Genomic DNA, 21,164 nt, shown 5'->3' on the forward strand with positions numbered 1-21,164 from the left:
GTTGCAGGTGCGGGCCGCTAGCCGCCGTGGCGGAGGAGCTGGCCGCTGTAGGTCTCGGTCTGGGTGTCCTCTGAGATGGTCTCGGCGCCGTTCACGATGACGCTGCGGTAGCCGCTGGCCCGCTGGATGCGGCGCCACTCGCCGCCCGGCAGGTCGTGCACCACTTCGTTCGGCCCGACGGCGAGGTTCTCGGGGTCATACACCACGACGTCAGCAGGGCCGCCCTGGCGGATGAGGCCCCGGTCGCGGAATCCGGCGAGCTGCGCGGGAAGCGCCGCCAGCCGACGATGCGCTTCCTCGTAGGTCACCCACTGGTTCTCACGCACCTGCTCGGCGAGTGTCTCGGTGGGGTAGCGCCCCGCCGTGAGGAACTTGGTGTGCGCCCCGCCGTCGGACACGCCGAACAGCATGTGCGGGTACTGCACCACGTCGCGCAGCAGCTCTGAGCTGCCCTGCGGCGGCGCCACGAAGAACAGCGTGTCGAGCCCGTCCGTGACGGCCACATCCAGCATGAGGTCCACCGGGTGCTTGCCGGCCACCTCTGCTGCTTGGCCCACCGACATCTCCCGGTACTGCTCGGTCGATTCGCTGCGCGGCGAAAGGATGGTCACGGTCTCGATGCCCGCGGTCGCCGTGCGGGGCATCGTGTCCTTGAGCGCCTGGCGGCGGCTGGGGTCGGCCATCTTGGCCAAGCGCTCGGCCTTGTCGCCCATGCAGGCTTCCATCCAGGCCTCGGAGTCGTCGTAGAGGTTCCAGTCCTCGAGGGTGAAGGTGAAACCGGCATCGCTGGTTACGCCTTGGCCGTACACCGGGACGCCCTGCTCACGGCAGCGCTCCAGCCACTCGATCTGACGGCGGTGGATGTTGGGCTTGTCCTCGAACGCCTGCACCACGTTGTGCAGCAGCGGGCGGCCGCTGATCGATGCGATCTCCTCGAGGTGGGCCATGTCGTGAGCCACGTTGCCGCTGGTGAGCGTCATCTGCACGACGCCCTCGTTGCGCTCGGCCAGCACGCGGGCCAGCACCCGGGCGGTCTCGTCGTTCATCATGTCGGTCGGCATTGGTGTGCCGTCCCAGTCGCGTTGCACCGCAGCGGGCCCGGTCGGAGGCAGCCGTTGTGCCGACCAGCCGCAACCGCCCGCATCCATCGCCTCGTGCACCAGCTTGGCCAGCATCTCGTGCTCGCCTTCGGTGGGCAGCCGCCCGGACTTCGCATCGTCGAGGCCGAGCACCATCACCAGCATCGGGCCGATGGGCACGTACGGCAGGATGTTCATCGCCTTGGGCGTGCGTTCGAGGCTGTCGAGGTACTCCGGGAACGTCACCCAGTCCCAGGGCATGCCCTGGCGCATCGACTCGTACGGGATGGCCTCGACGCGGGTCATCGAGCGCATGGCGTACTCGCGCATGTCGGGATCTACCGGGGCGAAGCCGAAGCCGCAGTTGCCGATGGCGACCGAGGTGATGCCGTGCCAGCCCGACAGCGTGCAGTAGGGGTCCCAGAAGACCTGCGCGTCGTAGTGGGTGTGCAGATCGACGAAGCCGGGGGCGATGTGCATGCCGGAGGCGTCGATGACCTTGGCGCCCTCCCGGGCATCGACCCGGCCGACAGCGGCGATGCTCCCGCCGGCGATGCCGACGTCGCCGCGCACCCTCGGTGCCCCGGTGCCGTCGAAGATCATCCCGTCCTTGATGACGATGTCGTAGGTGCTCATGGCGTGTGCTCCCGCGTTCAGGCATGGGTAGTGGCCCGTGGAGCCACTGTAGTGAAGGGGTGTCAAACGGTTCTTGGAGACCGTCGCGGCCGCAGCCTCGCGGAGCGGCCCAAGCTCTCGGCGCTGCGCTGGGCGTGGTGGGTCAGGCGTTCAGGTCCCAGCCCATCTGGCGCGCTGCGTAGAGCGTGTCGACGTATTCCTCCATGTAGGTGATGCGACCGCCGGCGCAGGTGTAGACCCAGCAGTACTGGTTGTCGTAGTCGTTGCCGGTTGCCTTGGCCGTCGCAGTCAGCCGCTGCTGCACGACGGCGGTATCGCCTTCGACAGTCATCTTGCGGATCTCGAGGCCGAACGGCTTGGAGATGTCGAATGTTTCCTTGATGACGCGCGAGCCCAAGGCCCGCGCGATCTCTTCGGCGCCGGTCATCTTGCCGACTGCGGCCGTGCCCGGCGGTTCCCACACCACACCGGGATCCAGACAATCCAAGACAGTGTCCCGGTCGCCGGTCGTGAGGGCCTTGTAGTAGCGCTCGACGAGCTCGCGCGTCTCAGCGGTCTCCATGGTCGTCATTCCTCCTGTTGGGATGCGTTGCAAGGAAGCGTCGTTGCGAAGCGATGCGGCTCAGCCTCTAGGGCGCCGTGGCGCGCAGTGCGTCGTCGAGCCGATCGAACATCTGGCCGATCTCGTCATCGGTGATGATGAGCGGCGGGCAGAAGCCCAGCGCGTTGCCGATGGGGCGCGAGATCACGCCCCGCTTGAGGAACGCCTCGCGGGCGTCGGTGGCGTCGCGGCCCAGGTCGCATGCCCAGATGCCGCCGAGGCCCCGGTAGCTGTCGATCATGCCGTCGCCTTGGAGCGCCAGGAAGCCCTCTTCCATCCGATCGCCGATGTAGGTGGCCCGCTCCACCAGCCCTTCGGACTCGATGACGCCGATGTTGGCGACGCCGGCCGCGCAGGCGGTGGGGTGTCCCGAATAGGTGTAGCCGTGCATGAACTTGTTCTCGTCAGCTTCGAGCGTGTCTGCGATCTCGCGAGACACGACCACGCCCGACAGCGGGATGTAGCCCGACGTCACGCCCTTGGCGAACGTGAACATGTCGGGGACCACCCCGAAGGTCTGGCCGCCGAACCAGCTTCCGGTGCGGCCGAAACCGCAGATGACCTCGTCGAAGATGAGCAGCGCGCCGTGCTCGTCGCACAGCCGCCGCAGCCCCTCGAAGTAGCCCGACGGGGGCGGGATCACGCCGCCGGCACCTTGGATCGGCTCGGTGATGACGGCCGCGATGCGCTCGCCCTGCTCGGCGAACAGCTGCGCAGCGGGCTCGACGTCGTCGGCGGGAATCTCGACCACATGAGGCAGCAGGTCGCCCCAGCCGTCGCGGATCGGCTCGAGACCCTGCACGCTGGTGCCGCCCACGTTCACGCCGTGGTAGCCGCCGGTTCGCCGCACGATGATCTGCCGGTCGGCATCGCCGCGCAGCTGGTGAATGCGCCGGGCGAACTTGAGCACGGTGTCGACCGCCTCAGAGCCCGAGCAGCCCAGGAATACCCGGCCATCGGTGTGCTGCGAGCGCGCACGGATCATCTCCGCCACCTCGACGGCGGGTCCATTGGAGAACGGCTCGAAGGTGTTGTAGGTCTGCAGCTTCGAGAGCTGTGCGTTGATCGCATCGATGACGGTCTGGTTGCCGTGCCCGATCTGGCACAGCCACAAGCTGGCGAGCGCGTCGATGTACTCGTTGCCGGCGGCGTCGCGCAGCATGACGCCCTCGCCGGAGACGATCTCGATGAATTCGTTCTCGTCGCGGCTGACAATCGAGAACGGGTGGATGAGTGCGTTGCTGCTCATCGTGGAATCCCCCTGCGTGCCTTGGCGCATCGACGACACGAACCTGAGCGCAGCCTACGCGTGCACTCCGCCCCAGGGCTCAGCCTCTTTAGGCTGATGGCGTTTGGCGGGGCGCTGGCAGGCGCGGCTGCCGGAGGGAGTTGCGATGTCGCTGCGATACGGCCGGCCGCTGGTCATGATTCCCGGACCGTCGGTCATCCCGGATCGGGTGCTGAACGCGATGCGCCGCCCGCTTCCGAACATCTACGAGGGCGAGGTGGTCGACCTCACCTACTCCCTGCTCGAGCGGCTGCCCGCGCTGGCCCGCACCGAGCATCGGGCCTACATCGCCATCTCCAACGGGCACGGTGCCTGGGAGATGGCCACGACGAACACGCTGTCACGCGGCGACAAGGTGCTCGTGCTCGAAGTGGGTCACTTCGCCACGAACTGGGCCGAGATGGCCGCGATGAGCGGTGTCAAGTTCGAAGTGCTGCACGCACCGGATCGGGCAGCCATCGAATTCGATGCCGTGCTGGACCGGCTGCGTGCCGATGTCGGACGGGAGTTTGCGGCGGTCTTCGTCGCCCAGACCGACACCTCGACGACGGTGCGAAACGACATCGCCGCGGTGCGGCGCGCGCTGGACGAGGCCGACCACCCGGCGCTGCTGATGGCCGACTGCGTGGCGTCACTGGGTTGTGAGCCCTTCGAGATGGACGCTTGGGGTGTGGACGTGACGGTTGCGGGCAGCCAGAAGGGCCTGATGGTGCCGCCGGGTCTCGGCATCGTCTGGGTGGGCCCGAAGGCATGGGAAGCACATCAGCGAGCCGACCTGCGCACCGCTTACTGGGACTGGTCACGCCGGACCGATCCCGACGCCCACTACTGGATCTTCTGCGGCACCCCGCCGGTCCAGCACCTGTGGGGCCTGGCAGAAGCGCTCGACATCATCGACGAGGAGGGCTTGGAGAACATCTGGGCGCGTCACGATGTGATGGCGCGTGCCGTGCACGCTGCGGTGGATGCATGGTCGGTGCCGGATGCTCTCGAGCTGAACGTGTCGGTCCCGTCGCATCGCTCGAACTCGGTGACGCTGGTTCGCACGGGCGAGGTGCCGGCTGGCCAGATCCGCCATACGTGCGAAGACGAAGCTGGCCTCACCTTGGGACTCAACATTCAAGGCGACCCCGATGCGGCGTTCCGCATCGGGCACATGGGGCACCTCAACCCGCCGATGCTGCTCGGGACCATCGGCACCATCGAGGCCGTGCTCGGATCCATGGATGCGCCGATGGGCGGTTCGGGGGCCGCGGCAGCGGCCAGCGTCATCGCCCAAGCCACCACGCCGGTGCCCAAGCCGGCCTCCGGCCCCGAGGATCTCTGGTCCTAGACGACTACGCCGACGCTCCGCCGAGCCCTGAGGACCCCTAGCCCGCGGCGAGCTGACGGATAAGCACGACTGTGGCGCTGGTTGCCGCCACCGACAGCACGATGATCCGAAAGCGCGGTCCGGCAATCCGCGGCCGCAGCCACCTGCCGATCGGCAGGCCGAGTGCGACGGCGGGCAGCAAGCCCAGCCCGAGCCACAGTTCCCGCAGGCCGAATTCGCCGATGATGACGAGGGCGGCGATGATTGCCGTGCCGACGAACAGCATGAAGGTGGCCAAGGTGGCCCGCAGGGCTGCTGGCTCCCAGTGGCTGGCGAACACCGCGTACACCGGCCCGGGCACTGCCGCCACCGACGACGAGAAGGCCGTTCCCGCACCGGCCGCATAGTCGGCCCGGCGACCCTCGGGCGGCCGGAAGCCGATGGCCTGCACTGCCACAGCTGCCAGCACGAACACGCTCACAGCGATCGCCAGCGAGCGGTCGCTCAGCACGGTCAGCAGCGCGACACCGCCGACGAGACCGAGGGGTGCCGCGATCAACTGCCGGCGCAAGGCCGGGGCTTTCAGTGCCGCTCGGTCCGCGACAGCGTTGCGGATATTGATGCCCCCGGCGAGCATCAGCATCGGCCCAGGGATTCCCGTCGGCTCGATGGTCACCAGCACAGGTCCCACGATCAGGCCCATGCCGAGGCCGATGCACGCCTGTGTTCCTGCGCCGGCGGCGACCACCACCGCCACGACCACATACTCCAGGACGCTCATAGATTGAGCAGGACGGGGCTCACGAGGTGCTTCCCCAACCGCTCATCTGGCCCCTTGCGGTATGGGCACGCTCACACCGGCAGGTTGCCGGTGGCGGCCCCGGTGCTGCCGGTGTCGGTGTAGGCGGCGATAGTCCGCTGCGCGATGCGCATCTGGTGCACCTCGTCGGCGCCGTCGGCGAAGCGTGCCCAGCGGGCGTGCTGGTACATGTGGGCCAGCGGGGTGTCGGTGGAGTAGCCGAGCGCTCCGTGCACCTGGATCGACCGGTCGATGACCCGCCCCAGCATGTTCGCCACGAAGTGCTTCGCCATCGACACTTCGGCCTTGAAGTCTTCGCCCGTGCCGGCTTGCGCCCGGTCGACCTTGTAGGCCGCATGCAGCACCATCAGCTTCGCCTGGTACAGCTCCATGGTGCTGTCGGCGATCATCCACTGGATGCCCTGCTTCTCAGCGAGCAGCGAACCGTGGGCGAACCGGTTGAGCGACCGGTCGACCATCATGTCGAGCGCCGTCTGAGCCTGGGCGATCCAGCGCATGCAGTGCGCCAGGCGCGCCGGCCCCAGCCGATACTGGCCCAGCAGATGTCCTTGGCCCCGCCCGCCCAGCATCTGGCCGGCGCCGACTCGCAAGTCCTCGATGAGGATCTCGCTGTGGCCCGTCGAGCCGTGCATGGTCTCGATCTGGCGCACCTCGGTCCAGCCGTCGGTTGGCAGGTCGACAATGAACGCTGAGTTGCCGGCTTGGGGGATGTCGGGGTTGTCCTCGGTGCGGGCGATGAGGATGGCGAACTTGGAACGGTGCGCGTTCGAGATGAACCACTTGTGGCCGTTCAGCACCCACTCGTCGCCGTCGGGATAGCCGCGGGTCTGGATGAGCGTGGGATCTGAGCCGGCCACCTCGGGCTCGGTCATGGCGAAGCACGACTCGGCGCGGCCCTCGCACAGCGGCGCTAGGTAGCGCTGCTTCTGCTCGTCGGTGCCCCAGTGCAGCAGCGTGTGCATGTTGCCCTCGTTGGGCGCCTGGCAGTTGAGCACCCACGGGCCGAACCGGGTCTTGGCGGCCTCAGCCTGCACCATCGCCATCTCGACGTGGCCCAGCCCCATGCCGCCCCATTCGTCGGGCATGTGTGGCAGCCACAAGCTCTCCTCGCGTGCTCGCTGGCGCATGCCCAGCAGGGCAGTCACGTATGCATCGCGGTCGGTCTCTTCGAGCTGTTCGGCATCGATGCGTCCTTCGACCGGACGCACCTCGACGTCGATGAACGCGGCGATGCGCTTGCGGAGCTCCTCCAGTTCGGGGCTCAAGCTGAAGTCAATGGCCATCGCTGCCTCCTCCGGCGGGTGTGTGCCGGCGCTAGATCGTGAAGGGCTCCCCGTCGCCGCGCTCGCGCACGGCAATCTCCTCGACCGGCTTGCGGCTGAGCTTGGTGAGCTGCTTGGTCGGCTTGCCGATCGGCAGCAGGGCGCACACCGCTTCCCAGTCCTCGAGTCCGAGGAATTCCTTGGCTGCGGGTTCGCTTGCCGAGAGCAGCGTGGTCATTGCCCCGCCCAGGCCCTCGTTGCGGGCACCCAGCAGGATGTTCCACGCGAACGGGTACACCGATGCGCCGCTGACTACACCGATGCGGTCCTGTTCCTTGTCGATCGAGGCCACGTTGCGCAGATCGACGGTGATCACCAGCACGACGGGCACTTCGTCCATGTGCTCGAACATCGGAAGCGGGAACTTCAGCGATTCGTCGGCCATGGCCTCTTCGATGTTCACCGATGACGGGCTGTAGCTCTGCCAGTACACCTCGCCGGCAGCGACCTGCGCCGCGGCAACGCGCATCGCTGGAATGCACAGCTCGCCGAGGCGCTTCTTGCGGGCGGGATCGCGTACCACGATGACCTTGTGGCCCTGGCGGTTGCCGCCGCTGGCGGCGAATCGGGCATTGTCGAAGATGCGGTACAGCACTTCGTCGGTGACTTCGTCGTCGGTGAAGTCCCGAGCGGCGAAGGTGGTGCGCATGACGTCGTAAATCTCCATCTCGCCAGTCTCGCACCGGTCGGCCAACTCCGCGCCGAGGATCAATTTCGCGCCAGAATCGCCGGTACCCGGCCATGTCACGGCCATGTGATGGCCATATCGAGGGGGGATCGTGAGTTTCACCCGTGTCCTGATCGCCAATCGCGGCGAGATCGCTATCCGGATCGCCAAGGCTGCTGATGCCTTGGGAATCGAGACGGTGGCGGTGCACGCGCCGGTGGACGAGCGCTCGCTGCACCTGACGGCCGCCGACCAGGTCGCTCCGCTGCCGGGCGGCGACCCGTTGGCCGCATACCTGGACATCGACGCGTTGCTGCGAATCGCAACCGAACACGGCTGCGATTGCGTCCATCCGGGCTATGGCTTCTTGGCGGAGAACGCGGCCTTTGCCGCTGGCTGTGCCGAAGCGGGCCTCGCCTTTGTAGGCCCCGCCGCCGACACGCTCGAACTCTTCGGCGACAAGGTCCGCGCCCGCGCATTGGCTGCTTCGATCGATGTTCCGGTCGCGGGCGGATCGCCGGGGGCCGTCGCCGATGCGGCAGCGGCGGCCGACGCCGCCGCGGAGGTCGGTCTGCCGGTGATGCTGAAGGCTGCAGCCGGCGGCGGCGGCCGGGGCATGCGCGCTGTGGAGCGCATCGAGGACATCGCCGAGGCGTTCGAGCGGTGCACCAGCGAGGCGGCAGCGGCGTTCGGCGACGGCGCTGTGTTTGTGGAGCGCCTCGTGGAACGACCGCGCCACATCGAGGTGCAGGTGCTCGCCGACCTTCACGGCAGCGTGGCGCACCTGTATGAACGGGACTGCTCGGTGCAGCAGCGCAATCAGAAGGTCATCGAGATCGCTCCTGCGCCGGGACTTGATGCCAGCCTGCGTGACCGGCTGCATGCTGATGCTGTTCGGCTCGCTGCACAGGCCGGTCTGGCGAATGCAGCAACGGTGGAGTTCTTGGTGTCGCCCGAGACCGGGGACCACTTCTTCATCGAGTGCAACCCGCGCATCCAGGTGGAGCACACCGTCACCGAGCAGGTCACCGGCGTCGATCTGGTCGAGGCGCAGTTCAGGATCGCTGCAGGTGCGCGCTTGGAGGAGATCGGCGTTGTTCCGGGCAACGCAGACCGGGACAAGGCCGCGGAGGCGTTCGTGGCCGCTCCGCGCGGCTACGCCGTGCAGGCACGAGTCGTGGCGACTGGTTCGGGCGCGATCTCGGCTTACCACGAGCCATCGGGCGCAGGCGTAAGGGTGGACGCCGCTGGCTATGCCGGCTATAGGCCGCCGTCGCACTACGACCCGTTGCTCGCCAAGGTCATCGGCACGGGGAGCACTCTCGAAGCCGCAGTGGCGCGCACATCGGCGGCATTGGCCGATTTCCACATCGGCCAGCTGCCCACCAACATCGACCAGCTTCGCCAGATTCTCAGCCACCCCGCCGTGCGCAGCGGTGACGCGCGCACCACGCTGCTTGCGGAGATGGCGCCGCTCGCCGACGGGACGACGGGTGCAGTGAGCACCAACGGACTATCGGGTGACGTGGGCGGCAGCGGCTCGAGGCGCGCCGCGATGTTGGAGCCCACCTCAGCGGTGCCGCCTGTGACGGCGCCACCGGTCACAGCTGCGGCCTCAACGTGGCCGGACCGCGAGCTCGCCGACGGTGAGGTTGCGATTCGCAGCCCGCTGCCCGCCAGTGTCATCGAGATGCGGGTGAGCGACGGCGACGCCGTGGCAACGGGGCAAGCGCTCGTGGTGCTGTCGGCCATGAAGATGGAGACAGAGGTCAACGCACCGTGCGACGGCACTGTCTCGGCGCTGCGCGACCTGCAACCCGGCGACCAGCTGGCGGCCGGGGACGTGCTGGCGGTGGTGCTGTCCGGTGCAGATGCCGGCGGCGCTCCGAGCGCGGGAACAGCCCCCAGCGGCTGGGAGCCGCTGCTGGATGACGTGCAGACGTTGCAACGGCTCGCCGAAGAACGCTTGGGTCCGGACTCAGACGAGCCGGGCGTGGTTCGCCAGCGCAACCGGGGGAAGCTGCATTGCCGGGACCGCATCCGCTTGCTGCTCGACGACGGCAGCTTCCGTGAGGTCGGCAGCCTGGCCGGTTTCGCTTCCTACGACGACGAGGGCGAGATCGCAGCCTTCACGCCGGCCAACCATGTCGGTGGGACCGGCAAGATCAACAGCCGGGACGTCGTGGTCTGCGCCGACGACTTCACGTCGCGCGGCGGTCATGCCGACGGTGCCATTGGCGCCAAGAGCTTCTACTTGGACTTGCTGTCCACTGAGCTGGGCGTGCCCTCCATCCGGCTGCTGGATGGTTCGTCAGGCGGCGGCAGCGTCGCCTCGATGGTGCCCGAGCAGCGCAAGGAAGGCGAGAGCAGTGCCAAGGAGAGCACCGGGGCCATCAAAGCCGGCCGACCTCGTGTGACAGGCGGCGGAGGTTCGTTCCTGCCATCGCACTTGGGCAGCACCGAGTATGCGGAGCAGCTCGCGACGGTGCCGGTGGTCAACATGCTGTTGGGCAGCGTGGTCGGCATCGGAGCGGCGAAGGCCGTGTTGGGGCACTTCGCCGTCATGGTGCGCGACATCTCGCAGCTGTTCGTGGCAGGGCCGCCTGTCGTCAGTCACGCCATGGGGTACGACATCTCCAAGGAAGATCTCGGCGACTGGCGCATCCACTGCACGAACGGCTCGGTGGACAATCTCGCCGAGACCGAAGAAGAGGCGGCCGAGCTCGTTCGACGGTTCCTGTCGTACCTGCCGTCGTCGGTGTTCGAGACACCGCCGGTGCTGCCGCCGGATCCCGACGATCCGCCGGACCGGCGCGACGAGGAGCTGCTGACGCTGATCCCGCGCAAGCGCACCACGACGTTCGACATCCGCCGGGGTATCGAGCTGATCTGTGACCGAGGCTCGTTCTTCGAGATCGGTCCGCTGTGGGGGACCGATCAGGTCGTCGGGTTTGCGCGCATGAACGGCCACCCGGTCGGTGTGCTGGCGTCCGACAGCCGCCACCCCAACGGCGGCGCGCTGACCGCCGACGGCTGCGACAAGCTGACCCGCCACATCGACTTGTGCGACCTGTTCCACATGCCGATCCTCAACCTCTGCGACAACCCCGGCTTCGCAGTCGGCGTGGAGCACGAGATCACCGGCACCATCCGCAAGGGTGCGACGTGGATGACAGCGTTCGCCCAAGCCGCGGTGCCGATCTTCACTGTGCTCATGCGGCGCAGCTTCGGCGTGGCCGGCAACAACTACGCCACGCCACGGCGCCAGCACAACGCCCGTGTGGTGTGGCCGGCCGCCGATGTCGGCGGCATCCCGCCCGAAGGCGGCATCGAGGCTGCCTACAAGCGGCAGCTGGCTGAGGCGGAAGACCCGGTGGCGCTGCGGGCCGAGCTCGAAGCTCGCATCGAGGCGGCGCGTGGCCCCATCGGGCCGCTCAACCGCTTCCAGATCGAGGAGATGATTGATCCTCGCGACACCCGCCGGCTGATCTGCGAGTGGATCAAGGGCGCCTACCGGGTGGTGAACCGCCCGGCTCAGCTCGTGCCGCGCCCGATCGCATATAGGCCCTAGTTCATTTGGCCCTGATTTGTTTGGCCCTGTTCGAGCCGACCATGATCGGGCTGCACCGCCCGGGCCACGGCCGAAGATGCCAGCCGCACGATCAGCTCACGGAAGATCATGGTATGGATCGGGACGAGCGACCACCAGTAGAGACGGCCGAGCACGCCCCTGGGATGGAAGCGTGCCCGCTGACACAGCAGCACTCCCTCGGCTGACTCGCTGAGCTGCCATTCGAGCCATGCGTCGCCGGGCAAGCGCATCTCTGCCCGCAGCCGAAGCAGTCTGGGCGGCTCGCAAACCTCGACACGGAAGAAGTCGACGGCGTCGCCGACCTGCAGGTCATCCGGGTGTCGCCGTCCCCGCCGCATGCCGACGCCGCCGACCAGCTTGTCGAGCGCACCTCGCAGCTGCCACAGCCGCTGTCCTGCGTACCAGCCGCGCTGGCCGCCAATGCCGGACACTGTTGCGAACACGTCCTCGATGGACGCTGCCACCAACACCTCGCGCTCGTCTGCCAGCACGGTCCCCCCGGCCCAATCGGGGTCTTGGGGCATCGGTGACGCTGCTGTGCGACCCGCGGCGCTGTCCATCCAGCTGGTCGTAATGTCCAAGTCCTGAACATGCTGCGAGGCCCGCTCGAGAGCCTCGTCCAAGGACAGTGGTTGATGCCCCAAGCGCATGCGCGGATTGGCGGAGCCTTCCGTCGCGGTGCCCGTTATTTCCCGCTCTTGTTCGCTGCGCTCACGGGCCGCTCGGGCCACGGCTTCGCCCTGTGCTTCCCGCTCTAGCTCGCTGCGCTCGCGGGCCGCTCGGGCCCGGGGCTCAGCCTCTAGGCAACGATCGATGCTGCGGGCCTCGCTGACCACGACGTCATTGACAAGGCTGTCCACGAGCGGCCGCGCAAGGTCGTAGGGAAGCGGGGTGACCAGCTTCACCCAGTGCCCCGACAGGCGGGGGGTGAGCACCGGCACTGGCAGGATCAGCCTCCGTCGCAGACCTGCACAGCGCGCGTAGGCATTCATCATGTCGCGATACGACACGACATCTGGGCCGCCGATCTCGGCGATCTCGTGTGCCCCCGCGGGCATGCCCACCGCCTCGGCGAGGTAGTGCAGGACATCGGCAATGGCGATGGGCTGGCAGCGAGTGGCCGTGACCCAGCGAGGACAGATCATCGCCGGCAGCACTTCGACGAGATGACGCAGCATTTCAAATGAAGCACTGCCCGAGCCGATGATGACCGCTGCTCGAAGCTCGGTGACCGGCACCGATCCGCTGGCAAGCAGTCGCCCGACCTCGTGCCGGCTCTCCAGGTGCGGCGACAGCTCTGAGGCTGCATCGCTGCCGAGCCCGCCGAGATACACGATCCGCCGCAGCCCGACGGCCTCAGCAGCGTGCGCCATGTTCTGCGCGCCGATCCGGTCAGCGTGCGCGAAGTCGTCGGTCATGCCCATGGCATGAACGAGGTAGAACGCCGCGTCGCATCCGGCCAGCGCAGCTTCCAGCGACGCAGCGTCAGCCACGTCGCCGGAGCGCACCTCGACGTCTTGGCGCCAGGGACGGTTCGCCAGTCGCTGAGGATTGCGCGAGACGCACACCACGTCGTGGCCACTGGAGATCAGGTGCGGCACGAGACGGCCGCCGACGTACCCCGTCGCACCGAGCACTGCTATTCGCATGACACCAGCTTCGCTTCCACCGGGACACTCCGATGGTCGCGACGGCGCTGAGTTCAGGCTCGTTCGACTGACCAGACCTCGGGTGCCCCGCGCGGCCCGATTTGCGACCCGGCAGTGCTCGCCGGAGTGAGGGACTCGCTGTCATCGGGAGCGCCGTTCACCACGCCGTTAGCGGCCGGTATGGCACGGGCGCGGTATCGGTCTGCTTCTCTTTTGCGGGTGATGATTTCGACGAGAGCGCTCCGAGACTCGTTGGCGGCGAACCAACCGGCGTCGCCCCGTCCGCTTCCGGCCGGCTTGGGGAGATCACGCGTGGCGGTCAGCACGGGTGTCGGCGTCGGCCTTGCGGATCGAGGCCGGACCGGAGCAGCCCACTCCGATTCTGGTGCCGGCGCCGTGAGGTAGTCGCGGGCCGGGTTGCCGGCGAAGCTGTAAATGATCAAACCCACCACCGCGATCGCTGCCAAAGCGAAGAATGCCGACCGGTAGCTGTACGCATCATTGAGGACCCCGGTGAGGAACGGCCCCCCGGCCAGGCCGGACACCATCAGCAGCGAGCCGAAGCCGTAGATGCGCGGGTAGTCCCGCACGCCGAAGGCGTCGGCCAGGATCAGCGGGTGCAGCATCAGCAAGTTGCCCATGGCGCTGCCCAGCACCAGCACGCCGAACAGGATGGCAAGCCCGCTGCCGGCCACAGCCAGCATGCACAGCCCGACCACCTGCACCACCATCAGCACCATCGTGAGCCAGCGCAGCGACACCTTCAGTGCTGCGATGCCGCCGCAGATCCTCGCCACGACGCTCGTGCCCGCGAGCACCTGCACGGCACCGGCGGCGGCGGTATCCAACCCCAGCCGGTCGCCGGTGAGCTTGTACATGTGCTGAATCGCCCCGACCTGGCTGCTCATCACCAGCACGAAGCCGATGGCGGTGAAGATGAAGAACCGTGTGCGGATGGCGTGCTGGTACGGCATTCCGGGTGGTGGTCCGGCGGGAGCGCCGTCCGACTCGCTGGACTGTCTGGCGCCGTCGGGCAGCAGCCCCACATCTCGGGGCCATGCCCGGAGAAAGAACCACGTGGAGATCAGCATCAGAACGCAGTACACGACGGCGAATCGGGGCGCCCAGTAGATCAACGTGTCCGCTTCGATTCGAACACTCATCTGCGGCAGCAGGATGATGCCGCCGAGCGACAGACCGGTTGACGAGATCGCCATCGCCACCGAGCGTCGGCGCTCGAACCAGCGCGTCACCAACGTGGTGGTGGGCACCAGACCGCAGAGCCCGAAGCCGATGCCGAAGATCGTCATCACGACGAACATCTGCCAGCCGCTGCGCACCTGGGAGAGCAGTGCCATGCCGACGGTGCTGACTGCGGTGCCCGCCGTGATCACCCACCGGGCATCGAAGCGATTGACCAGCTTGCCCGTGTAGTAGCCGCACAGACCCGAGGCCAGCAAGAACATGCCGACGCCCGCACCCGCCAGTCCGGTGCTGAATCCCTGCTCGTCGACAAAGGCATCCAAGAAGGCGCCCAAGGCGTAGAAGACCATGCCCGAGGTGATCAGCATCACCCCAAAAACGCCCGCAAGCACAACCCAGCCCCGAACGAACCGTTGGCTGCGCTCAGCGGTCGCCACCGGCACATTCACGCCGGACAGCCTGCCAGCTAACTTTCCCGGATGCGCCGTCGACGCAGGGAGTAGCGAGCCGATGGAGATGATGAAGGCTGGCCGCATGGTCGATGTGGGTCGCATGGTGTGCGAAGAGATCCCGGTGCCGCCTCTGGATGAGATCTCCTCAGATGCCGCCCCGTCCTCCCGGCCAGATGCCGCCTTGGGCATGACGGCAGTGAACTACGACGTCCTCATCCGCTCAGAGATGGCGTCGATCTGCGGCAGTGACCTGCACATGGTGATGATGGGCGCCGGCCTCGCTCACCGGCCGCCCTGCCCGCACGGTTTCCCGGGTCACGAAGGCATCGGCATGGTGGTGGAGAGCCGGGCGCCCGGGCTTCCGGAGGGCACGCACGTGCTGACGTTCCCGAACCCGCCGGTAGGCGAGTGCTTCTGCGCCTTCCAGCGGGTCAACTCCAGCTACTGCGTGCCATTGCCGGCCAGCGACGTGCCTCGCTCGCACCTGCTCATGGGCCAGCAGCTCGGCACGGTGATCTACGCCATGCGTCAGCATCCACGTGATGTTGCTGGCGAGACGGTCATGGTCATGGGCCAAGGCTCGGCGGGGCTGTTTTTCACCTACCTGCTGAAGCGAGCCGGTGCCGAGCGGGTCATCGTCTCGGACCTGTCGCCGACTCGTCTCGCCGTCGCCGAGGCCTACGGCGCGGACGAATGCCTCAATGCCGCCGAGCTCGGCAACGCCGGCGTCATCGAGGCGGTCAAAGACATGACCAACGGTCGCGGAGCCGATTATGTCGTCGAGGCCGTCGGCCGCTCGGACACGTTTCTCGACTCAGTCGAGCTGGTGCGCATGGACGGTCAGCTGCTGTGGTTCGGCCTGCCGTCGACCGACGACAACATCCATGTCCGCTTCCAGAAGTTCTTCCGCAAGCGACTCTCTGCGGCGAGCACCTACGGAGCCCAGGACGAGCCCGGATCGATGTCATTTCGCCAGGCGCTGCAGCTCATCGCTTCGGGCGACATCGATGTGTCGCCGTTGCTCAGCCACGTGTACGACGTGAGCGAGATCGGCGACGCCTTCCGGATGGCCCACGAACCCCACGACGCCGGAGCGCTGAAAGTGTCGGTCAGCTTCAACTGACCTCAGGGTGCAACCAGCAGATCGAGTTTGTACATGCTCGGCTACTGTGAGCCGGCTCCGTCTGTTTGGTATTGGAGAAGCGCCAGGAGGAAGCGTGGAGTTCAGCGCACAGCAGGCACGCTTGATCCCTGTGGCCGGCATGTCCGGCAGCCGGGATGCCGAGGCTCGTGCGGCATCTGCCCTTCTGGCAGTGCTTTCGATCGTACGGCCCTTCTCAAAAGCGCTGTTGACACCGCTGGGAGCAACCGGGGGTGCCAAAGCGACGGTGGAGGCGTTCACCGAGGTCAGCTTCGATCTGCCCGATGGACGGACGGTCAGACCGGACGGTCTGGTGAGCGTGTCCTTCGGCCGTCGCAACTTTGTAGCCCTCATTGAGGTGAAGACCGGCGAAGCGAAGCTGGACCTTGAGCAGATCAACGCATACGTCGAGATAGCTCGCCTGCACGACTATGACTGCGTAGTAACGGTCTCGAACGAGATCGCTCCGTCGCCAGGAGTGCATCCGACTGATGGACTGCGAATCAGATCCAACTCGAGGGTGCAGGTGCATCACATGTCGTGGTCCATGATCCTCGCCGAGGCAGTGAAGGAACACACTCATCGCGGTGTTGACGACCCGGAGCAGGCGTGGATTCTCGGAGAGCTGATTCGGTACCTTGAGCACCCAAACTCAGGCGCATTGGAGTTCGCCGACATGGGCGCCAACTGGACGGCCGTTCGCGACAGTGCCCGTGAGGGAACTCTTGACCGGCGAGACGGGGCGGTCATCGAGGTCTGCCAACGCTGGGACCAGCTCATCCGTTTCGCGGCGTTGAGGCTAGGAGCAGAGATCGGATCCGATGTTCAAGAGGTGATTCCGAAGGCGCACCGGGCTGATCGACAGCACCGCAACCGGGTCTTCGTGGAGTCGCTTTGCGACGACGGCACTCTCATGGGCACGCTTCGGGTGCCTGACACGATCGCCGACATGGTTGTCATTGCAGACTTGAAGGCCCGGCTCGTGACCGTCAGTTCAACATTCGATGCACCTCGCGACCGAGGCGGAAGGGCCCGAATCTCGTGGCTCACCCGGCAGCTGCGCGACACCGAAGGTTCGCTGATCATCGAAACGTACGCGCGGGGTGCAAGAGTCCCGGTCGTGTCGACTTTGGAGTGCCTACTCGAGGATCCAAGACTGGGGCTTGGCGAGGAGCGCAAGGAACCGGTGCGGTTTCGCGTATTGCGGCGGTCCGAGATGGGTCAGGGCCGCCGCTCAGCCCGCAAGCCAGGTTTTATCGATGCGTTACTCGATGCCGTGAACATCTTCTATGGAGATGTCCTGCAGAACCTTCGTGCCGTCCTGCCGCCAGCACCGCGTCTTGAGCGTCGGACCGACGCCGAAATCGAGAACGATCCGGTGGTTGCCAGCTAGCGTCCCGCGACCGTCACGGGTTTAAGACCGACGGGTGTGATCCGGGCGCGGGTCATGGCCCCAACAAACCGGCGGGCACGACGGCGATGCCGTCGCCGTCTCGGTATGCAGCTTCGCCGGTGTTCACCACCATGGCATCCAGCAGTGTCGGGCCGAGCCGGTCGCGCAGCCAGCGCAGGTGACGAGTGTCGCGGGCGGTCACCTCAGCACCAAGCTTGACCTCCACGGCGAGCACTCGCCCGCGGTGCTCGACGATGAGGTCCACTTCGCGCTCGTCGTTCCATGTGCGCATATGCGACACGCTGGCGCCCGTCCTGTGGGCGTGCACTCTCACGTCATGAGCCACCATCGATTCGAACAACGCTCCGAGCAGGTTGGCGGCGGCCGGCGCAGCCCCAATTCCGCGCATGACGGCCGGGGCGCCGCCGAGCAGAGAGTCCACGTCAGCGTCGAGCAGACGCGCGGCAAGCGCGGTGTCAGCCAGGTGATGCTTGGGACCACGCTTGAGACGGCTCAGGTGGCTCCCGACCGGCAACCACGCGGGCAGTGGCTCCAGCACCCACATCGCTTCGAGCGTGTCGCGGAACGCAATCGTCGTCGTCTTTGCTGGCTTGTCGCTCTCGCCTGGTGTCGCTGCGTCACGGATCGTCTCGAAGGCGGCGGTCGTCGCGGTGGCCGCGGCATACGACCGCAACCATCGGCGCACAGCTGCCGGGTTGCGGACACGGTGACCTGCAAGGCGAAAGTCGTGCTCGACGAGCTGGTGGAGATAGCTCTCGGCAAGGAGTTCTCGCACCTGACCGCTGACACCGGTCCAGCCGGGGAACCCTCCCGACACGATCTCCTCGGCATAGTCCTGCAGCGTGAGACTGGACTCACCAGAGATCTCGGGACGGTCCCCGCCGAGCAACGCTGCGAAGCTGACCGAGCTCTGGCCCCGATGCCGCTCAGCCAGAGTTGTGGTCCACATGCGCAGCGTGACCATGCGTCCTGCACCCGAGTGCACCGGTTGCGTGCGAGGACGGGCGGAACCGGTGAGAATGAACTGACCTGGGCCGAAGTCTCGGTCCACTGCACGGCGCACGATGTCCCACGCCGAGCCAAGCCGCTGCCATTCGTCGATCAGTATCGGCGGCTCGCCCCGGGTGAGCATGTGCGGGTCGGCCTCGACGTCTGCGAACACCTCAGGGTCGTCGAGTGCATAGACGGTGTTGGCAAGTCTGCTGGCGGTCCAAGTCTTGCCCACGGCCCGAGGTCCCTCGATGCTCACGGCCGGCAGCGCGCTGAGAAGTTCGGCCAAATGATCATCGGCGATGCGTGGCTGATGTTCGACACCCGGAATCGTGGCCATCTGCAAAGGCTACCATTCCTCGGAAACACTACAAATTCTCTATTACGCTACTTTTCCTCATCTCGCGAGCGTCTGATCGCAGCGGGTCGGTGCGGCAGGCTCAGTCGAGCGCTTCGATCACCTGCACGAGGATGTCGAGGCCCTCGTCCATCTCGGCTTCGGTCACGTTCAGCATCGGCGTGATGCGGATGACGTTGCCGTAGAGACCGCCCTTGCCCACGAGCAAGCCGTGGTCTTTGGCGGATTCGAGCACCGCTGCGGTGGTGGCGGCGTCGGGCTCGATGCTGCCGGCATGGCAGAACTCAAGACCCTGCATCAGCCCCTTGCCGCGCAGCTCAGCCACGTGCGGTGACGCGTCGCACACGGGGGCCAGGCGCTCGTGCATCTGCGCCCCGCGGGCCGCAGCGTTGCCCTGCAGGTCGTTCTCGAGCAGGTAGCGCAGCGTGGCCCGCCCGGCCGCTGTCGAGAGTGGGTTCCCCCCGAACGTGGTGATCGAGTTGCGCGTCAGGCAGTTCATCAGCTCGGCCCGGGCCACGATGCCCGCCAGGGTGATGCCGTTGCCGACGCCCTTGGCGAAGGTGATCGCATCGGGCGTGATGCCGTGGGCCTCATAACCCCAGAAGTGCTCGCCGGTGCGACCCCAGCCCGACTGCACCTCGTCGGAGATGAACAGGATCCCCTCCGAGTGCAGCACCTTGCCCATGGCGCCGAAGAAGCCATCGGGCGGTGTGGCGAAGCCGCCGACGCCCTGGATGGGCTCGGCGATGAGTGCCGAGAAGCCGCCGGAGTCGGTCATGTCAATGAGCTGGACCAGGTCCTCCACGCAGGCATTGGTGAAGGCGTCATCGTCGAGCTGCCGGAACGGGCTGCGCAGCCGGTAGCCGCCCTGCACGAACTGCACGTCGAGCCCGCTGTAGCTGCTGGTGGACCAGGCGCGGTGGCTGGTGATCGCCTGGGCTGTGAGCGAGCGACCGTGGTAGCTGTTGCGCATCGCCAGCACCTGGTTGCTGTTGCGGTAGTTGGTCGCCAGCAAGATGGCGGTGTCGTTGGCCTCGCTGCCCGACGTGGTGAACAGCACCCGGGGGTCGGGGATGCCCGAGACGGCGGCCACCTCTTCGGCGAACGAGATCATCTCCTCGTTCAAGTACAGCGTCGAGGTGTGCATCACCTTGGCTGCTTGGGCCTGCACGGCCTCGACTACGACGGGATTGGCGTGGCCGATCATGGTGGTGAGGATCCCGCCGAAGAAGTCCAGGTAGCGGGCGCCTTCACAATCGAAGACGTAGCTCCCTTCGCCGCGGTCGATCGAGACCGGACGCTCGTACAGCGGGCTGATGAAGCTGGGCAGGATCGCGCGGTAACGCTCCGCCAGTTCGGCGTTTGTGGCCATCGCCACATCGTAGAGTTCGCGCCTATGGCGGGGTTGACGAAATGGGTATCGCAGGCCTACGAAACGGCCCGCAGCGTCATGCAGTTCGGCGAGTTCGAACGCGATGCAGACAAACGGCAGCTGATCCGCGCCGCCGACGTGTCTGACCTGCGGCGTATGGCCAAACGCCGGATGCCGGTCGGCTGCTTCGACTACATCGACGGGGCAGCGGAGGACGAGGTCAGCGCTGAGCGCAGCGTCTCCGCGTATCACCGCTGGCAGTTCCGGCCTCGAGTGCTGCGGGACGTCACCGATGTGGACATCTCGGGCAGGGTCCTGGGCCAAGAAGTACCGATCCCGCTCGTGATCGCACCGACCGGCTTTGACCGCATCGCCCACTCTCAAGGAGAGCTGGCTGTGGCCCGCGCCGCCGAGCGCGCCGGCATCCCGTACTCGCTGTCGACCATGGGGACGCGCTCGGTCGAGGAGGTCGCTGACGTCTGCGACGGCAGGAAGTTCTTCCAGGTGTACGTCTGGCGTGACCGCGAACTGATGGCTGATCTGCTGAAGCGCTCGGCGGCAGTCGGCTACGAGGCGATCATGATCACGGTCGACACTGCAGTGCTGGGACGCCGCGAGCGCGATGTCCGGCACGGCTTCAGCCTTCCCCCCAAGCTAGGCCCCGACACGATCATCGACGGATTGCTGCATCCGCGCTGGCTCCTGGACTTCCTCAGCAACGAACCGATCAAGTTCTCGAATTGCGAAGGCGCGGCCGGCGGCGACGGCGGCGACGCGGTGGCCCTGGCCGACTACATCAACAGCCAGTTCGATCCGTCGCTGTCATGGGACGACATCGAGTGGTTCCGCGATCGCTGGGACGGCCCGGTGATGCTCAAGGGGGTGCTGTCGCCCGACGACGCCAAGATCGCTGCCGACATGGAGCTCGACGCCGTCATTGTGTCGAATCACGGCGGACGCCAGCTCGACGGGGCGCCTGCGCCGGTGGAGTGCGTGCCTGCAATCCGCGAAGCCGTCGGCGACCGGTGCGAGGTCATCTGTGATGGCGGCATCCGGCGCGGCAGCGACATCGTGAAAGCGCTGGCACTGGGTGCTGACTCAGCCATGATCGGCCGGGCGTACCTGTATGCCCTTGGTGCCGCGGGCGAGACCGGTGTCGACTGGGTGCTCAACTACTTCGTCGAGGGGATGACCCGCACGATGCGCCTGAACGGCGTGCGTTCCACTGCGGACCTGACCCCCGACTTGCTCGAACGCGTCTGAGGCGG

At 66.8% G+C, this 21,164-nt stretch carries 15 protein-coding genes; 5 read left to right on the forward strand and 10 right to left on the reverse strand.

Annotated features, from left to right (window positions below):
• Positions 1 to 17: 17 nt before the first annotated feature.
• The 3 genes from ACOGI8_RS03010 to ACOGI8_RS03020 all read right to left on the reverse strand — a co-directional run bounded on the left by ACOGI8_RS03010 (position 18) and on the right by ACOGI8_RS03020 (position 3,565).
• Complete coding sequence (locus ACOGI8_RS03010) at positions 18 to 1,715, reverse strand: N-acyl-D-amino-acid deacylase family protein (protein WP_419855414.1); 1,698 nt, start codon at positions 1,713 to 1,715, stop codon at positions 18 to 20.
• A gap of 142 nt (positions 1,716 to 1,857) precedes the next feature.
• Entirely contained in the window at positions 1,858 to 2,277 is a 420-nt protein-coding gene (locus tag ACOGI8_RS03015) for a nuclear transport factor 2 family protein (protein WP_419855415.1), read from the reverse strand.
• Between the two features lie 67 nt (positions 2,278 to 2,344).
• Positions 2,345 to 3,565, reverse strand: a complete 1,221-nt coding sequence (locus tag ACOGI8_RS03020) for an aspartate aminotransferase family protein (protein WP_419855416.1) — start codon at positions 3,563 to 3,565, stop codon at positions 2,345 to 2,347.
• Between the two features lie 145 nt (positions 3,566 to 3,710).
• Here ACOGI8_RS03020 and ACOGI8_RS03025 point away from each other — a divergent pair, with 145 nt between their 5' ends.
• Complete coding sequence (locus ACOGI8_RS03025) at positions 3,711 to 4,937, forward strand: pyridoxal-phosphate-dependent aminotransferase family protein (protein ID WP_419855417.1); 1,227 nt, start codon at positions 3,711 to 3,713, stop codon at positions 4,935 to 4,937.
• A 37-nt stretch (positions 4,938 to 4,974) separates the two neighbouring features.
• Here ACOGI8_RS03025 and ACOGI8_RS03030 read toward each other — a convergent pair whose 3' ends face one another.
• From ACOGI8_RS03030 to ACOGI8_RS03040, 3 genes are all read right to left on the reverse strand, one after another.
• Complete coding sequence (locus tag ACOGI8_RS03030) at positions 4,975 to 5,697, reverse strand: TSUP family transporter (protein ID WP_419855418.1); 723 nt, start codon at positions 5,695 to 5,697, stop codon at positions 4,975 to 4,977.
• Between the two features lie 71 nt (positions 5,698 to 5,768).
• Complete coding sequence (locus ACOGI8_RS03035) at positions 5,769 to 7,019, reverse strand: acyl-CoA dehydrogenase family protein (RefSeq protein WP_419855419.1); 1,251 nt, start codon at positions 7,017 to 7,019, stop codon at positions 5,769 to 5,771.
• 31 nt (positions 7,020 to 7,050) lie between these two features.
• Positions 7,051 to 7,725 (reverse strand): nitroreductase family protein, encoded by a 675-nt coding sequence (locus ACOGI8_RS03040; RefSeq protein ID WP_323671549.1) that lies wholly within the window; start codon positions 7,723 to 7,725, stop codon positions 7,051 to 7,053.
• 112 nt (positions 7,726 to 7,837) lie between these two features.
• On the opposite strand from ACOGI8_RS03040, the gene ACOGI8_RS03045 reads away from it, so the two are divergent.
• Positions 7,838 to 11,296 carry a carboxyl transferase domain-containing protein gene (locus tag ACOGI8_RS03045; RefSeq protein ID WP_419855420.1) on the forward strand — a complete coding sequence of 1,153 codons (3,459 nt, stop codon included), beginning with the start codon at positions 7,838 to 7,840 and terminating at the stop codon, positions 11,294 to 11,296.
• On the opposite strand, the gene ACOGI8_RS03050 is transcribed toward ACOGI8_RS03045, so the two are convergent.
• Together ACOGI8_RS03050 and ACOGI8_RS03055 are read right to left on the reverse strand one after the other, a co-directional pair.
• Complete coding sequence (locus ACOGI8_RS03050; protein WP_419855421.1) at positions 11,293 to 12,966, reverse strand: SDR family oxidoreductase; 1,674 nt, start codon at positions 12,964 to 12,966, stop codon at positions 11,293 to 11,295. The two genes, ACOGI8_RS03045 and ACOGI8_RS03050, sit on opposite strands and share 4 nt — an antisense overlap.
• A 53-nt stretch (positions 12,967 to 13,019) precedes the next feature.
• Positions 13,020 to 14,705 (reverse strand): MFS transporter, encoded by a 1,686-nt coding sequence (locus tag ACOGI8_RS03055; RefSeq protein ID WP_419855422.1) that lies wholly within the window; start codon positions 14,703 to 14,705, stop codon positions 13,020 to 13,022.
• Between ACOGI8_RS03055 and ACOGI8_RS03060 the strand changes: the two genes are divergently transcribed.
• Positions 14,680 to 15,744 carry a zinc-dependent alcohol dehydrogenase gene (locus tag ACOGI8_RS03060; RefSeq protein WP_419855423.1) on the forward strand — a complete coding sequence of 355 codons (1,065 nt, stop codon included), beginning with the start codon at positions 14,680 to 14,682 and terminating at the stop codon, positions 15,742 to 15,744. The two genes, ACOGI8_RS03055 and ACOGI8_RS03060, sit on opposite strands and share 26 nt — an antisense overlap.
• A 7-nt stretch (positions 15,745 to 15,751) precedes the next feature.
• Positions 15,752 to 17,155, forward strand: coding sequence for a hypothetical protein (locus tag ACOGI8_RS03065; protein WP_419855424.1), 1,404 nt, complete (start codon positions 15,752 to 15,754; stop codon positions 17,153 to 17,155).
• 52 nt (positions 17,156 to 17,207) lie between these two features.
• On the opposite strand, the gene ACOGI8_RS03070 is transcribed toward ACOGI8_RS03065, so the two are convergent.
• Both ACOGI8_RS03070 and ACOGI8_RS03075 read right to left on the reverse strand, forming a co-directional pair.
• Positions 17,208 to 18,506, reverse strand: a complete 1,299-nt coding sequence (locus ACOGI8_RS03070; protein WP_419855425.1) for an ATP-binding protein — start codon at positions 18,504 to 18,506, stop codon at positions 17,208 to 17,210.
• A gap of 100 nt (positions 18,507 to 18,606) precedes the next feature.
• Positions 18,607 to 19,896 carry an aspartate aminotransferase family protein gene (locus ACOGI8_RS03075; RefSeq protein ID WP_419855426.1) on the reverse strand — a complete coding sequence of 430 codons (1,290 nt, stop codon included), beginning with the start codon at positions 19,894 to 19,896 and terminating at the stop codon, positions 18,607 to 18,609.
• A 24-nt stretch (positions 19,897 to 19,920) separates the two neighbouring features.
• Here ACOGI8_RS03075 and ACOGI8_RS03080 point away from each other — a divergent pair, with 24 nt between their 5' ends.
• Positions 19,921 to 21,159, forward strand: coding sequence for an alpha-hydroxy acid oxidase (locus ACOGI8_RS03080; RefSeq protein WP_419855427.1), 1,239 nt, complete (start codon positions 19,921 to 19,923; stop codon positions 21,157 to 21,159).
• The last annotated feature ends 5 nt before the right edge of the window (positions 21,160 to 21,164 follow it).

The sequence above is a fragment of the Candidatus Poriferisodalis sp. genome (assembly GCF_965204195.1).
Taxonomy (GTDB): Bacteria; Actinomycetota; Acidimicrobiia; order Acidimicrobiales; family Poriferisodalaceae; genus Poriferisodalis.